Below are 13,287 nucleotides of genomic sequence, written 5' to 3' on the forward strand. Positions count from 1 at the left end.
GAGACCCACCGCGGAGCGGTCAGCGGGAGCGTGGCACGCCGCTTCGCGAATCAGCCGTTGCCACCTGTTCGCTCTTTCGGACCAGCGACGGCGTCACTCGTGGAGTCCGCCGACCTCCTCGTAGAACGACGACGCCAGCTGGTCGGCCATCTGTTCGTCGCGGTCGATCCGGACGTCGACGACGGTGGGGCGGTCGGCCCGTTTCCCAGCCTCCAGCGTGGGCTCTAGATCCGCAGGCTCCGTCACTCGTTCGCCCCGGGCACCCATCGCCTCGGCGACGGCCACGAAGTCGGTATCGTGGAACTCCGTCCCGGGGAGGGCCTCGTCCATCTGGCGGACCATCCCCAGCGAGGTGTCGTTGAGGACGACGAACAGCGGCGCCACGTCCTGCTGAACGGCCGTCTCGACCGCCGTCATCGTCATCGCGAAGCCGCCGTCTCCGGCGACGGCGATGCCCTGCCGATCCGTGACCAGCGCCGCGGCGACCGCCGCCGGCGCCGCCCACCCCATCCCGCCGACGCCGCCGCTCCCGAAGTACGTCCGTCGAGCGGGCGTCTGGAGGTAGTGGAGCAGCCAGAAACGGTTGTTCCCCGAATCCGCTGTGACGACCGTCTCCGCGTCGACGACGGACTCGATCGCCGCGACGGCTCGCTGGGGCTTTATCGGGACGGCGTCGGACTCGCAGGCCGGCGCGGTGAAGCGCTTGCGAGCCGCTCGCGCCCGGTTCAGCGCCCAGTCGCCTCCACCGCCGCGGTCGCTACCCCGACCGCTCAGCGCGTCGCTGAGGGCGTCGAGCGTCGCCCGTGCGTCGCCGATCAGCCCCACGTCGGCGGGATACACCCACCCGGCGTTGCGCGGGTCGATGTCCGCGTGGAGGATCGTCTGTTCGTCGGGACGGATAAACGACGCCGCGCCCCAGTTGATGTCCATCGGGTTCAGCCGACAGCCGACGACCAGCAACACGTCGGCGTCGCTGACGACATGATTCGCGCCCTCGTGGCCGAACGACCCGACGACGCCCGCGGCCCGCTCGTGGGTCTCGGCGATGGTCGATTTCCCGAGGTAGGACGTGACGACTGCTGCGTCGGCTGCTTCGGCGACCGCTTCGAGTTCGTCGTAGGCGTTCGCGGCGTGGACGCCGTTGCCTGCGAGCACGACGGGACGGCCAGCCTCGGTGAGCGCGTCGGCCGCTCGCGACAGGTCGCCGTCGACCGGGCGTGCGTCCCACGTTCTGGTCTGCGCCTCGTCGTCCCACAGCGGCGGCGTCGGATCCTCGGGGACCTCCTCGGTCACCGCATCGCCGTCGAGGACGACTGCACACGGACCGGGTCGACCCGCAGTGGCGTGCTTGAACGCGAGCTGGAGGCTTCGGACGGTCTCCGTGGGCGTCCGGGGCTCCCAGTGCTCCGCTGTCACGCCGTCGAGTATCGACGGCAGGTCCAGTCCGCCGTAGTCACCCCTGGCCTGCTGGTAGGGCGCGAGCGTCGAGTAGTCGCCCCGCTCGCTCATCTCGGTGATCACCACCATCGGCGAGGACCCCAGTCGCGCTTCCATCTGTCCGATCGCACCGAGGCTTCCGATCCACGGGCCCTGTCCGGCGAGCACGCCCGGGTCGCGGGTGATCCGGCCCACCGCTTCGGCCATGACGCTGGCCTCGCGTTCGTCGCGGGGGCGCACCACCTCGACCTCCGACTCCGCCAGCGCGTCGAACACCTCGATGACGCGCCCGCCCGGGTAGCCAAAGACGTACTCCACGTCGAGCGCTTCCAGCGTGGCGACGATCCGCTCGGCCGTATTCATGTCACACTGTACCACGTCCGCGGCCTTGGTAGTACCGCGGACCAGGTGAGCTGTGGCGGCAGACACTTCCCGGAACCGGACGTACTCCGCGGTGTGTCCGACGACGCGACCGTCGCGGGCGTGCTTCTGGCTGCGGGCGGGAGCGACCGCTTCGGCGACCGGAACAAGCTACTCGCCGACCTCGACGGCGTCCCGCTCGTTCGCCACGCCGCCCGGACGCTCGCCGAGGCCGATCTCGGCCCGGTCGCGGCGGTCGTGGACCCCAACGCAACGGGCGTCAGTGACGCCCTCTCCGGTCTCGGCCTCGACATCGTCGAGACCCCAGACGCCGGCGTCGGACAGGCCACGTCGGTCCGTCAGGGGGTCACGTGGGCGCGAGACCGTGCCGACGCAGTGGTATTCGCGCTCGGGGACATGCCGCGGGTGGACGCGACCACCGTCGATCACCTCGTCGCGGCGTATCGGGACGGGCACGGTTCGGCGCTTGCGGCCGGGTACGACGGTCAGCGGGGCAATCCCGTCCTCTTCGACGCGGTCCACTTCGAGGGGCTCGCCGCGCTCGACGGCGACACGGGCGGCCGCACCGTCTTTCGAGCGGCCGACGACGCCGCGGTCGTCGAGACCGGCGATCCGGGCGTCCGACTGGACGTGGACACGCCCGACGACCTCGAACGACTGCGGTGAGCCCCCAATCGGCGGTCAGAGCACGTCCGTATCCACCAGCGAGACGGGCTCGCCGACGTCGTGCTCGGTGGCGTACTCGTAGACGACGTGGCTGGCCGCCACGTCCTGGATCGCCAGTCCGGTGGAGTCGAAGACGGTGACGCCGGTCTCGGGTGTCCGACCCGGCTTCTCTCCGACGACGACGTCGCCGAGTTCGCCGTGAATGTCGTCGTCATCGAGGACACCCTGGCTCCAGGGGACGTTGATCTCGCCGGAGTGGGTGCACTGCTCGTAGTCGTCGATGACGAGCGTGGCGTCGAGCAGGATCTCGTCGGCGATCTCGTGTTTCCCGGCGGCGTCGGCGCCGATGGCGTTGACGTGCGTGTGGTCGCCGACGCTGTGGACGATCGGCTCCTCGACGGGCGTCACCGTCGAGAGCACGTCGCACTGCGCGGCCTCCTCGATGGACCCGCCGCGCACGTCGAACCGGTCGTCGAAGGCGTCGACGAACTCGGCGATGGCTTCCTCGTCGCGGTCGGCGACGACCACCTCCTCGATCGGGCGGACCGTCGCGACCGCTTCCAGTTGCGCGTAGGACTGGACGCCCGCGCCGACGAGACCCATCGTCCGGGCGTGCTCGACGGCGAGGTAGTTCGTCGCGACGGCGGCCGCCGCGCCGGTGCGCTTGCGGGTGATGGTCGTCCCGTCGAGGAGCGCGAGCGGGAACGCGGTCTCCGGGTCGGAGTAGACGACGGTGCCCATCACCGTCGGCAGATCGTGGTCCGCCGGGTTGTCGGGGTGGACGTTCACCCACTTGACCGCCGCAGCGTCCCAGTCGCCGGCGTCGAGATAGGCGGGCATCGACCGGAAGTCGCCGTTGTACTCGGGGAGGTCGATGTAGGACTTGGCGGGCATCTGCGTGTCCCCGCGCGCGTCGGCGACGAACGCCGCTTCGACGGCGTCCACGACCGCCGACGTCTCCGCCGCGGCTTCGACTGCATCGGGGTCCAGAAGGAGCGTCTGCATACCGGTAGTTCCGCCTCCCGATACTTAGAGGTTCGACCGCTCACGCCCGAATCCGCGGCCTTCCGATGCACTGCTGGCTCTCGTCTACTGGGCATCGGGGGAAGGGTTTTCACACTACTTGTTGTACATTAACGTTGGTGAAATATCCATGTACACAGTCCTGTTGCCGGTCGACACGGCGGAGTCGCGGGCGACGGCACAGGTAGAGACGGCGATCGGTCTGCCGGACGCGGCGTCGTCGGTCGAAGTGGAGCTGTTGCACGTGTTCGACGAGGCCGACCGCACGGAAGACCCGTCGCCGTTACAGCTCAGATCGGGCGAGCAAGCGTACGACCGGCTCCGGGAAGCCGGTCTGTCGGTCGAGACCACGGCTCGCTTCGGCGACCCGGCGTCGGAGATCCTCGCGGCCGCCGACGAGGCAGACGCCGACATGATCCTGCTGGGCGGGCGCAAGCGGTCGCCGCTGGGCTCCGTGCTGTTCGGGAGCGTCAGCCAGGAGGTCACGCTCGACTCGCCGCGTCCCGTGGTCGTCACGGGCGACCGGCAGGAACAGGAGATGCCGACCCACCGCTGTCAGAGCTGTGGCGAGGAGTACTACACGGACCACGACCTCGAGATCACCTCGTGTCGCAACTGCGGCGGGACGAAGGTCGAGCGGATCGCCGACGAGGAGGAACCGACGCCACCTGCGTGACTCGTCGGCGCGAAAACGTGAGAAGGTAGTCAGCGGGCGGTGCGGCAGTCGGTAGTCGACGGGGAGGAATCCGCGCGCCGCAGGCGCGCGGTTCACCGGTCGCGACCAGCGGGAGCGCCCGGCGTTTTTCACCCATGATTTTGCCGCGAGAGGTACCCGCAGGCGCGCGGAGCGCGCCGAGGATACCCCAGCGGCAAAAAGTGGGCTTGCCTCGCGGGTCACTCCGTTCCCCGCTCGGCAGTTCGGAGCGCCTCGCTCGCGCTCGCCGCTCCTACATCATGCCGCCCATACCGCCGCCCATGCCGCCCATGCCGCCCGGGGCGCCGCCGGGGCCGCCCGCACCCTCTTCCTCGCCGCCCGCGGTCGAGAGGTCGCCGGCAGCGATGATGTCGTCGATCTTCATGACGAGGTTCGCGGCCTCGGAGGCCGAGGAGACGGCCTGCTCCTTGGCGTGGGCCGGCTCGACGACGCCGGCCTCGAAGGTGTCGACGACGTCGCCGGAGTAGACGTTCAGGCCGGCGTGCTCGTCGCCGTTCTCGTGAGCGGCGCGGAGGTCGACGAGCGTGTCGATGGAGTCGAGGCCGGCGTTCTCGGCGAGCACGCGCGGGACGAGCTCGAGCGAGTCGGCGAACGCCTCGACGGCGAGCTGCTCGCGGCCGCTGACGGAGTCGGCGTAGTCGCGGACGCGGCCGGCGAGTTCGACCTCGGTTGCGCCGCCGCCCGCGAGGACGCGGCCGTCGGCGACGGTGGAGGCGACGACGTCGAGCGCGTCGTTGATGCCGCGCTCGAGTTCGTCGACGACGTGGTTGGTCGAGCCGCGGAGGAGGAGGGTCGCGCCGTGACCGTCCTCGCCCTCGACGTAGAACATCTCGTCGTCCTCGTCGCGGCGGACGGAGCCGCTGGCGACGTCCTCGGACGTGACGGAGTCGATGTCCGAGGCGATGCGCGCGCCGAGAATCTCGGAGACGAACTCGATGTCCGACTTCTTCACGCGGCGGACGGCGAGGATGCCCTCTTTGGCGAGGTAGTGCTGGGCCATGTCGTCGATGCCCTTCTGGCAGAAGACGACGTTGGCGCCGGAGTCGGCGATGGTCTGGACCATCTCCTTGAGGCGCTCCTCTTCCTGCTCGATGAAGTCCTGGAGCTGGTCGGGGCTGTCGAGGTTGAGCTGGGCGTCCGTCTCGGTCTCCTCGACCTCGATGGGCGTGTCCAGCAGGAGGACGTTGGCGTCGTCGACCGTCGACGGCATGTCGCTGTGGACGGCGTCCTTGTCGATGATGCCGCCGGTCAGCAGGTCGGACTCGGAGACGGAACGGCCCGTCTGGGTGTGGAGCTTGAGGAACTCGAGGTCCGGGACGTGCGAGCCGTCCTCGGCCTCGATGGTGACCGCCTGGATCGCCTCGACGACGAGGTCGACGAGGACGTCCTTGTTGAGCTCGGCGCCCTTGCCGGTCATGGAGGTCTCGGCGACGGACTTGAGGATCTCCTCGTCACTCGGGTCGACGGACGTGGCGATCTCGCCGATCTCGTCTTTGGCCTTCTTGCTGGCCATGTTGAAGCCGCGGATGATCGAGGTCGGGTGGATGTCCTGCTCGAGGAGGTCCTCGGCGTTCTTGAGAAGTTCGCCCGCGATCGCGACGGCGGTCGTCGTGCCGTCGCCGGCCTCGTCCTCCTGGGCCTCGGCGACCTCGACGATCATCTCGGCCGTCGGGTTGTCGATGTCCATCTCGGTCAGGATGGTCACGCCGTCGTTCGTGACCGTTACGTCGCCCAGGGAGTCGACGAGCATCTTGTCCATCCCCTTCGGTCCGAGTGTGGAGCGGACCGACTCGGCGACCGCGCGCGCCGCCGAGATGTTGTGACTCTGTGCGTCCTTGTCCTTCATCCGCTGGGAGTCGTCACCCAGAATAATCATGGGCTGACCCTGCATTCGCTGCTGACTCATGTTCAACCGAGAGTATGAATGTGCTTCTATATAAAATTGGGTGTTCGAAGCCGAGCGCCACGCCGCCGATACGCCGCGTGTCTCCCCGGATTACCGCCATAGCGCCTCCGATGCCCGGTTTGATGTGGTACGTGTTACCAACGCGTATTTCGGGGAGTGAGGCGGGGTTTATATGTCTTCGGCGGGAGATCCGGGTCAGTTCGCTCGCGCGCGGGTCGGAGTCGGGCGTCGGCCCCGGGGGGTCAGGAGACGGGCTCCTTCCAGTGAACGATGACGACGCCGACGACGAACGCGTCGGTCGTGGTCGCGTCGCGCTCGACTTTGATCGTGTTCTCGCCCTCGTGGAGTTCGATCCCCGAGAGGGTGTCCATCCACTGTTGCCAGCCGTCGCTGGGCGGGATGTCGAACCCCGAGAGCGCGGCGCCGTTGACCCGGATCTCGTGGCCGTACTCCTCGACGTCGTACGCCTGGAGTTCGAGATACGCGTCGGTGGCGTCGTCGGTCGGAACCGTGAACGTCAGCTCGTCTGTCTCGTCGCCGACGAACTCCGCCCAGGGGACGGCGAGGCTCTCCTCGTTCTGTCCGAGGTGTTGCTGGAACGGGACGACCGCGTAGTTCGGACGGCGGTCTGCCATACCGACACTTGGCCTTCAGACGATTTATAAGTCCGGTCCGGTGATGGGTCGTTGGTGTCGATGCCGGTCGGCCGAACGTGTTCGGCCACAGGCCGACGAGTTCCTGGCCCCTACCGGCGGGTATGAGCGCCATCCCGGGGGCGGTCGACACCGACCAGCAGCCACCGATGACGGTCCCGCTCCGCCACTTCCTCGTCGGACTCGGCCTGCTCGTCGCCGGCGGCGTCGCGGGCGTGCTCGACGCCCTCGGTGCGCTGCCGGGTCTTTCCGTGCTGGCACACGTCCACCTCCTGCTCGCCGGGTGGGTCTGCGTGACGATCATGGGCGCGATGGTGCAGTTCGTCCCCGTGTGGTCGAACGCCGCCCTCCACTCCCGGCGGCTCGCGACGGTGCAGCTGTGGCTCGTCGCCGCCGGCGTCGGCGGGATGGCGGCGTCGTTCGCGGCCGGTGCGCTCGGCTGGGTCCACGCGTTCGGGATACTCGCCGTACTGGGGTTCTGGACGTTCGTCTACAACGTCGGCCGGACGCTCCTCGGCGCGCGGCCCTGGGACGTGACCGAGCGCCACTTCGCGCTCGCGCTGGGCTTTTTCGCCGTCGTCCCGGCGATGGGCTTCGCGCTCGCGATGGACTACTCCGTCCCCGTCCTCTCGTCCGCCGGGCTGGCTCGCCCCCGGGTCTCGGCCGCCCACGCCACGCTGGCGGTGTTCGGCGCGGTCCTGACGACGGTGCTGGGCGCGCTCTACCAGCTCGCGACGATGTTCACCCAGACCGAACTCCACGGCGTCGACCGCCATCTCCAGCGGTTCGAAACGGTCGGCTACCCCGTCGGCGTCCTCGCGCTCGCGACCGGCCGGTTCCTCGGGTCGGCACCGCTCGCTCGCGGCGGCGGGCTCCTCGTCGCCGTCGCGCTCCTGGGCTTCGGCGTCCTCCTCGCGCGCCGGCTGGTCGAGACGGAGGTCGAGTGGACGCCGATGCTCTCGCGCTACGCCGTCGTCGCCGTCGCGATGGTCGCCTGGGCGCTGCTCAGCGCCCGGGCCTGGCTGGTCGACCCGCTCTCGCGGACGGCCCTGCTGGGCGGTGGTCCCCGCCACCTGCTCCTGTTCGGCGTCGTCGGCTTCGTCGTCCTCGGGACGCTGTACCACGTCGTCCCATTCATCGTGTGGGTCCACCGCTACAGCGACCTGCTCGGCTACGAGCAGGTGCCGATGATCGACGACCTCTACGACGACCGGGTCGCCGCCGCCGACTTCGTCTGTATCCTCGGCGGCGCCGCGGGCCTCGTCCTCGCGAGCGCGCTCTCGCTCCCCGCGCTCGTCGCCGCCGGCGCGGGCGCGCTCGCGACCGTCGGGTTCGCCCTCTTCGCCGCCAACATGCTCGTCGTCGTCCGCGAGCACAGCCCCCACTCGCTCCGGGGCGTGCTCGTCACCAGACTCGCCGAGAGCGGGGCGCCGAGCGGTGCTCCGACCGACGGCCAACAGGGCGCGGCCGACGACACGCCGCCGAGCGCGCCCGACGACGCGCCGCGGTGACGGCGCGGCGAGGGTCGCGACTCGTCGGTCGCGCCAGTGCGACGCTCCACGCGGTCGTCGCAAGAGGTATCCACGAGGGGTCCCAGGATACCGGTATGACATTCGACCCGAACGAGAGCCTTCCCCAGGAGGAGGTCGACGAGAGAGTCGACGACGCCATCGAGAACAACGAAGTCGTCCTGTTCATGAAGGGGACGGAGCTGATGCCCCAGTGTGGCTACTCCGACCGGGCGCTGACGCTGCTCACGCAGTACCGCGACGACGTGGAGGTCGTCGACACGCTCGAATCGCTGGACGAGTTCCGCACCGCGCTCGAGCGACACAGCGACCGCGAGACCATCCCGCAGACGTTCGTCGACGGGGAGTTCGTCGGCGGCAGCGACATCCTCAAACAGCTCGACGAGCGCGGCGACCTCGAACCGAAGCTGACCGCTTGAACCGGGCCGACTGAACCCGATCGCCCGAACCCGAGCGTCGCCGCGCCCGCGAGGGGGGCCCACGCGGGGTTTCGCTCGCCGGCCGCGCGCTTTTGCTCGCGGTCCGCCTATCGCCGGCATGAGCGACCGGTCGGGCACCTGGCTGGGCGTCCCGGCAGATATCGTCCCGCTCGCCCGGGCCGGCGTCGTCCTCGGCGTCGGCCTCGGCGGCTTCTTCGACGGGATCGTCCTCCACCAGGTCCTCCAGTGGCACCACATGCTCTCGGCCCATCCCGACCCGAGCGTCGCCGGCGACCTGCCGCTGAACGTGCTCGCCGACGGGCTCTTCCACGTCGCGGCGTACGTCTTCACCCTCGCCGGCGTCTGGTTGCTGTGGCGCGCGTGGCGCGACCCCGTCGTCCCACCCTCTGGCCGGACGCTGCTCGGGTCGACGGTCCTCGGCTGGGGGCTGTTCAATCTCGTCGAGGGCGTCGTCGACCATCACCTGCTCGCGATCCACCACGTCCGACCCGACGGCCCCGGGCCCGTGCTCCTGTGGGACCTCGGATTCCTGGCGTGGGGAGCGCTGTTCGTCGTCGCGGGCTACGTGCTGGTCCGCCGCGACAGCGCGACTCGGCTGAGCGAGGCCCGATAGGAGGAGAGATCGACACGGACAGACGTGATTTTAAGGCCGTCGCGGTCGCTCCTTCGGATATGAAACGCATCGTCAGCACCGACGCGGCGCCCGCGGCAGTGGGCGCGTACAGCCAGGCGACCGAGACGGACGATCTGGTGTTCACCGCGGGCCAGATCCCGATGACGCCGGACGGCGACCTCCTCGACGAGGCCGACATCGACGTGCAGACCCAGCAGTCGCTAGAGAACGTCGCGGCGATCCTGGAGGAAGCGGGCGCGAGCATGGCCGACGTGCTGAAAGTCACCGTGTACCTCGACGACATCGACGACTTCGACGCGATGAACGACACCTACGAGGAGTTCTTCGACGACGAGCCGCCGGCCCGGAGCGCCGTCGGCGTCGACGCGCTCCCGAAGGGCGTCGGCGTCGAGATCGAGGCCGTCGCGACGAAGTGATGCGCGACTGGCGGCGGTCGGTCGGCTGGGTCGCGCTCGGGGCGCTCAGCTACCTCGTGCTCCTCCAGGGGTACGAACTGTGGAGCGGCGAGCGCGTGACGCTCCTCGCGAAGGTCGGGACCACGGTCGCCGTCGCCGTGCTCACGCTCGTCGGAACGGCGCTCCTCGGTCGACGACTCGACGCGCGTGCTCGCTGACCTGACTGGTGGACGCGAGGGGGCGACCGAGCGGCGTCGACCGAGAAGCTGTGGGTTTTTGGTCGGGCGCTGCAGATACGCCTCACGATGCAGCAGTATCTGGATCTCGTCCGGGAGGCCGTCGCCGAGGGTACGTACAAGCCGAACCGGACGGGCGTGGACACGCTGTCGACGTTCGGCGCACACCACGAGGTCGACCTGCGCGAGGGGTTCCCGCTCCTGACCACCAAGGACCTCTCGGGGTACCGCTGGAACTCCCTCATCCACGAGCTCCTCTGGTACTTCTCCGGCGAGGAGCACATCCGCACCCTCCGCGAGGAGACGAAGATCTGGAACGAGTGGGCCGACGAGGACGGACGCCTCGACACCGCCTACGGCCGCTTCTGGCGGCGCTACCCCGTCCCCGAGGGCGGGCTCGACGGCGAGTCCTGGCCCGACGACGCCCACCGCTGGATGAACGAGGACGAGCGCACCTTCGACCAGTTCCAGTACGTCCTCGACCAGTTGCGCGAGAACCCGCAGTCGCGCCGGATCGTCGTCAACGCCTGGCACCCCGCCAACGCGGCCGTCAGCACCCTCCCGCCCTGTCACTACACGTTCGTCTTCAACGTCCAGGGCGACCGGTTGAACCTCCACCTCACGCAGCGCTCGGGCGACATCGCGCTGGGCATCCCGTTCAACATCGCCGCCTACTCGCTGGTGACCCACATCGTCGCCCAGCGCACCGGTTTCGAAGTCGGGAAGTTCTCCCACTCCATCGTCGACGCCCACGCCTACTGCGGCGAGGGGGCGCGCGGCGAGTGGTACGAGGCCAACCGCGAGGAACTGCGCGAGCGGATGACCGCGGTCGACGAGCGGGCGGAGTACGCGGGCGTCAGAGACTGGATCCTGACCGAGGCGCCCGACGAACCCGGCACGGAGAACGCCGACCACGTCCCGAACCTGCTGGAGCAGTTGACCCGCGAACCGCGCGAGCGGCCCACAATCGAGGTGGCCGACAAACCGATCGACGACCTCGCGTTCGAGGACGTCGAGCTCCGGGACTACGACGCCGCGCCCGGACTCGACTTCGCGGTCGCGGAGTGATGACGGTGGACTCGGCCGACTCGTCGATGGAGATAGCGCTCGTCGCCGCCGTCGCCGAGAACGACGTCATCGGCGCGGACGGCGAGATGCCGTGGCACTACCCGGCGGACCTGGCTCACTTCAAGGAGACGACGACGGGCCATCCGGTGATCATGGGCCGGGTGACCTACGAGTCCATCTCGGGACAGCTCGGCGGCCCGCTCCCCGGCCGGACGAACGTCGTGCTGACTCGGTCGGGCGTGGACGCGCCGGAAGACGTCGTCCAGGTCGAGGGCGTCGACGCCGCGGTCAAGGCGGCCGCGGAGACGGGCACCGAGACGGCGTTCGTCGCCGGCGGCGCGACCGTCTACGAGCAGTTCCTGCCCAGAGCGGATCGACTCGTACTGACCGAGGTTCCACTGGAACCGGAGGGGGACACGCGATTTCCCGAGTGGGACCCGGCGGAGTGGGTCGAGGTCGCCCGCGATGCCGAGGGAGAACTGTCGTTCGTGACCTACGAGCGCGCCTGAGCGGGTTCCGGGGACACAACGGCTTTGTCGGTGGCGGACCGCTGAGAAGTCGAGCGAGGACAGATGAGCGAGGACGCCGACACGACGGACGACCGGACGGGCGACGGCGCGACCGTCGTCGCCGACGTCGAACCGCTGTTCGACTACCCCGTCAGAGACACCTCGATCTGTCGCGGACCGGACGACACGTACTACCTGACAGGCACCACCGGCGCCCCGGACTGGTGGGGCGTCACCGGCGACCTGCGGGTCTGGCAGTCGCCCGACCTCGAGCGCTGGGAACCCGTGGTCACCGAACCCCGGGAGCGCTCGGTCGTCTGGAGCGTCGACCGGCAGGGGACCTGGCAGCGCCAGATCCAGGAGCGCGACGGCGCCCCCTTCCGGCCGCTGTGGGCACCGGAGATCCACTACCTGCGGGACACGTTCTGGATCACCTACAGCATCCCCTGGCTGGGCAACGGGGTCCTGAAGAGCACCAGCGGCGAGGCGCGCGGGCCCTACGAGTCGGCGATCGAACCCGACCTGCCGATCAGCGGCGACATCGACGCCTCGCTGTTCGAGGACGACGACGGCACCGTCTACTTCGTCTGCGGCAACGGGAAGATCGCGCCCATGAACGAGGAGCTGACCGGGATCACCGAGGACCTGACGCACCTCGCTCCGGCGAACGCCGAGGAGGTCGGGTTCGAGGGGGCGTTCCTGTTTCGGGCGGCGGGGCGCTATCACCTCGCCGCCGCGGACTTCGTCGACGGCGACTACCACTGCTACGTGGCGAGCGCGGACGACCTCTACGGTCCGTACGGGGACCGCTACCTGGCGATCCCGCACGGCGGGCACAACGTCTTCTTCCGGGACGCGGCCGGCGACCTGTGGAGCACGTTCTTCGGCAACGACGAGAACGCCCCGTTCCGCGAGCGACCGGCGGCCCTCCGGGTCGAGTTCGACGACGACGGGCGGATTCGCCCGCTCGATACGTGACCCGCGATCCCGGCTCTCGTCGCGGCCGGCACGCGGAGATGCGAACGCCAGGCCACGGCCCCTCGCGCAAACGACCGACCGCTCGCGGTCGGCGGTTCGACTGGCAGGTGTCGTTCTGCGCGACGAATCGAGAATCGAGCGGTCGCGTCGCGGACGGAGCGACGGCTACGCGCGGTCGCAGCGGAGGAGTTCGCGCGCGCGGTCGGGGTCACCGTCCATGCGTTCGAGGAGGGTGACGAGGCGTTCGCGGACGCCCGCGTCGACGCCGACGTGGACGACGCCCTCGCCGGGCTGGCCGTAGAGGACGCTCGCGCCGTCGGGCGCGGTGGCGATAGCGGGCAGGGCCGCCAGGTCCTCCTCGCCGTCGACGCGGACGAGCGTTCGCTCGCCGGTCGCGAGCGCGTCGGCCAGCGCGTCGAGGAGGGCGGCGGTGAGGGTGCCGGCCGGGTTCTCGACCGCGACGACGCGGTCGAACTGCGAGTCCTCGATGGCCTCGCTGATCTCGTCGTCGACGGCAGTGCGCTCCGTGCGCTCGTCGACGAACGCCACGTCGGGCGTGTGCCCGGCGGCGAGCGTGTGGTAGGTGACGATGTCGCCGACGGTGACGAGCGGGTCGCCGGCGTCCGCGAGAACGGCGGCCGTGTCGGTCGAGACGGGACCGAACGGGTCCTTGAGCTCCGATCGAAGCGCGGCCTGGAGTTCGAGGACGACAGTCAC

The 13,287-nt window shown here is 69.7% G+C and carries 15 protein-coding genes; 10 read left to right on the forward strand and 5 right to left on the reverse strand.

Translation table 11 applies throughout. The annotated features are described in order from the left end of the window. Window positions 1–93 precede the first annotated feature (93 nt). Window positions 94–1,800 carry a thiamine pyrophosphate-binding protein gene (locus D1409_RS05725; protein WP_123535008.1) on the reverse strand — a complete coding sequence of 569 codons (1,707 nt, stop codon included), beginning with the start codon at window positions 1,798–1,800 and terminating at the stop codon, window positions 94–96. 93 nt (window positions 1,801–1,893) lie between these two features. Here D1409_RS05725 and D1409_RS05730 point away from each other — a divergent pair, with 93 nt between their 5' ends. Next, window positions 1,894–2,484 carry a nucleotidyltransferase family protein gene (locus D1409_RS05730; protein WP_123535935.1) on the forward strand — a complete coding sequence of 197 codons (591 nt, stop codon included), beginning with the start codon at window positions 1,894–1,896 and terminating at the stop codon, window positions 2,482–2,484. 15 nt (window positions 2,485–2,499) lie between these two features. Here the strand turns inward: D1409_RS05730 and D1409_RS05735 are convergent, their stop codons facing one another. After that, entirely contained in the window at window positions 2,500–3,489 is a 990-nt protein-coding gene (locus tag D1409_RS05735; protein WP_123535010.1) for an ornithine cyclodeaminase family protein, read from the reverse strand. Window positions 3,490–3,637: 148 nt separating this feature from the next. Between D1409_RS05735 and D1409_RS05740 the strand changes: the two genes are divergently transcribed. Next, window positions 3,638–4,183 carry a universal stress protein gene (locus tag D1409_RS05740; protein WP_123535012.1) on the forward strand — a complete coding sequence of 182 codons (546 nt, stop codon included), beginning with the start codon at window positions 3,638–3,640 and terminating at the stop codon, window positions 4,181–4,183. A gap of 271 nt (window positions 4,184–4,454) precedes the next feature. Here the strand turns inward: D1409_RS05740 and thsB are convergent, their stop codons facing one another. Beyond that, window positions 4,455–6,128, reverse strand: a complete 1,674-nt coding sequence (gene thsB, locus D1409_RS05745) for a thermosome subunit beta (protein ID WP_394339018.1) — start codon at window positions 6,126–6,128, stop codon at window positions 4,455–4,457. Window positions 6,129–6,370: 242 nt separating this feature from the next. Beyond that, the gene (locus tag D1409_RS05750) at window positions 6,371–6,763 is read right to left on the reverse strand and encodes a DUF7383 domain-containing protein (protein ID WP_123535016.1); all 393 of its coding nucleotides are present in this window, start codon (window positions 6,761–6,763) and stop codon (window positions 6,371–6,373) included. Between the two features lie 122 nt (window positions 6,764–6,885). Between D1409_RS05750 and D1409_RS05755 the strand changes: the two genes are divergently transcribed. From D1409_RS05755 to D1409_RS05790, 8 genes are all read left to right on the forward strand, one after another. Continuing rightward, entirely contained in the window at window positions 6,886–8,292 is a 1,407-nt protein-coding gene (locus D1409_RS05755) for a heme-copper oxidase family protein (protein ID WP_123535018.1), read from the forward strand. Between the two features lie 95 nt (window positions 8,293–8,387). Further along, window positions 8,388–8,729: a glutaredoxin family protein gene (locus tag D1409_RS05760; protein ID WP_123535020.1), complete on the forward strand. Its 342-nt coding sequence runs from the start codon at window positions 8,388–8,390 to the stop codon at window positions 8,727–8,729. Window positions 8,730–8,847: 118 nt separating this feature from the next. Further along, entirely contained in the window at window positions 8,848–9,363 is a 516-nt protein-coding gene (locus tag D1409_RS05765) for a DUF2243 domain-containing protein (RefSeq protein ID WP_123535022.1), read from the forward strand. Window positions 9,364–9,422: 59 nt separating this feature from the next. Beyond that, window positions 9,423–9,800 carry a Rid family detoxifying hydrolase gene (locus tag D1409_RS05770; protein ID WP_123535023.1) on the forward strand — a complete coding sequence of 126 codons (378 nt, stop codon included), beginning with the start codon at window positions 9,423–9,425 and terminating at the stop codon, window positions 9,798–9,800. Further along, on the forward strand, window positions 9,800–9,997 hold the full coding sequence (locus D1409_RS05775; RefSeq protein ID WP_123535025.1) for a hypothetical protein: 198 nt from the start codon (window positions 9,800–9,802) through the stop codon (window positions 9,995–9,997). The genes D1409_RS05770 and D1409_RS05775 overlap by 1 nt, the downstream gene beginning before the upstream one ends. Before the next feature lie 87 nt (window positions 9,998–10,084). Then, the gene (thyA, locus tag D1409_RS05780) at window positions 10,085–11,083 is read left to right on the forward strand and encodes a thymidylate synthase (RefSeq protein ID WP_123535027.1); all 999 of its coding nucleotides are present in this window, start codon (window positions 10,085–10,087) and stop codon (window positions 11,081–11,083) included. Continuing rightward, window positions 11,083–11,592 carry a dihydrofolate reductase gene (locus D1409_RS05785; protein ID WP_235853514.1) on the forward strand — a complete coding sequence of 170 codons (510 nt, stop codon included), beginning with the start codon at window positions 11,083–11,085 and terminating at the stop codon, window positions 11,590–11,592. Before thyA ends, D1409_RS05785 begins: the two co-directional genes overlap by 1 nt. Window positions 11,593–11,655: 63 nt before the next feature. Continuing rightward, entirely contained in the window at window positions 11,656–12,570 is a 915-nt protein-coding gene (locus tag D1409_RS05790; RefSeq protein WP_123535029.1) for a family 43 glycosylhydrolase, read from the forward strand. A gap of 165 nt (window positions 12,571–12,735) precedes the next feature. Here the strand turns inward: D1409_RS05790 and D1409_RS05795 are convergent, their stop codons facing one another. Then, entirely contained in the window at window positions 12,736–13,287 is a 552-nt protein-coding gene (locus D1409_RS05795) for a GTP-dependent dephospho-CoA kinase family protein (protein ID WP_123535031.1), read from the reverse strand.

Source organism: Halosimplex salinum (genome assembly GCF_003730195.1).
Taxonomy (GTDB): Archaea; Halobacteriota; Halobacteria; order Halobacteriales; family Haloarculaceae; genus Halosimplex; species Halosimplex salinum.

Bases quoted from the DNA above. Each gene is read 5' to 3' on its own strand.
- D1409_RS05725 (WP_123535008.1), bottom strand. From the start codon at position 1,800: ATGAATACGGCCGAGCGGATCGTCGCCACGCTGGAAGCGCTCGACGTG.
- D1409_RS05735 (WP_123535010.1), bottom strand. From the start codon at position 3,489: ATGCAGACGCTCCTTCTGGACCCCGATGCAGTCGAAGCCGCGGCGGAG.
- D1409_RS05740 (WP_123535012.1), top strand. From the start codon at position 3,638: ATGTACACAGTCCTGTTGCCGGTCGACACGGCGGAGTCGCGGGCGACG.
- thsB (WP_394339018.1), bottom strand. From the start codon at position 6,128: ATGAGTCAGCAGCGAATGCAGGGTCAGCCCATGATTATTCTGGGTGAC.
- D1409_RS05750 (WP_123535016.1), bottom strand. From the start codon at position 6,763: ATGGCAGACCGCCGTCCGAACTACGCGGTCGTCCCGTTCCAGCAACAC.
- D1409_RS05755 (WP_123535018.1), top strand. From the start codon at position 6,886: ATGAGCGCCATCCCGGGGGCGGTCGACACCGACCAGCAGCCACCGATG.
- D1409_RS05760 (WP_123535020.1), top strand. From the start codon at position 8,388: ATGACATTCGACCCGAACGAGAGCCTTCCCCAGGAGGAGGTCGACGAG.
- D1409_RS05765 (WP_123535022.1), top strand. From the start codon at position 8,848: ATGAGCGACCGGTCGGGCACCTGGCTGGGCGTCCCGGCAGATATCGTC.
- D1409_RS05770 (WP_123535023.1), top strand. From the start codon at position 9,423: ATGAAACGCATCGTCAGCACCGACGCGGCGCCCGCGGCAGTGGGCGCG.
- D1409_RS05775 (WP_123535025.1), top strand. From the start codon at position 9,800: ATGCGCGACTGGCGGCGGTCGGTCGGCTGGGTCGCGCTCGGGGCGCTC.
- thyA (WP_123535027.1), top strand. From the start codon at position 10,085: ATGCAGCAGTATCTGGATCTCGTCCGGGAGGCCGTCGCCGAGGGTACG.
- D1409_RS05785 (WP_235853514.1), top strand. From the start codon at position 11,083: ATGACGGTGGACTCGGCCGACTCGTCGATGGAGATAGCGCTCGTCGCC.
- D1409_RS05790 (WP_123535029.1), top strand. From the start codon at position 11,656: ATGAGCGAGGACGCCGACACGACGGACGACCGGACGGGCGACGGCGCG.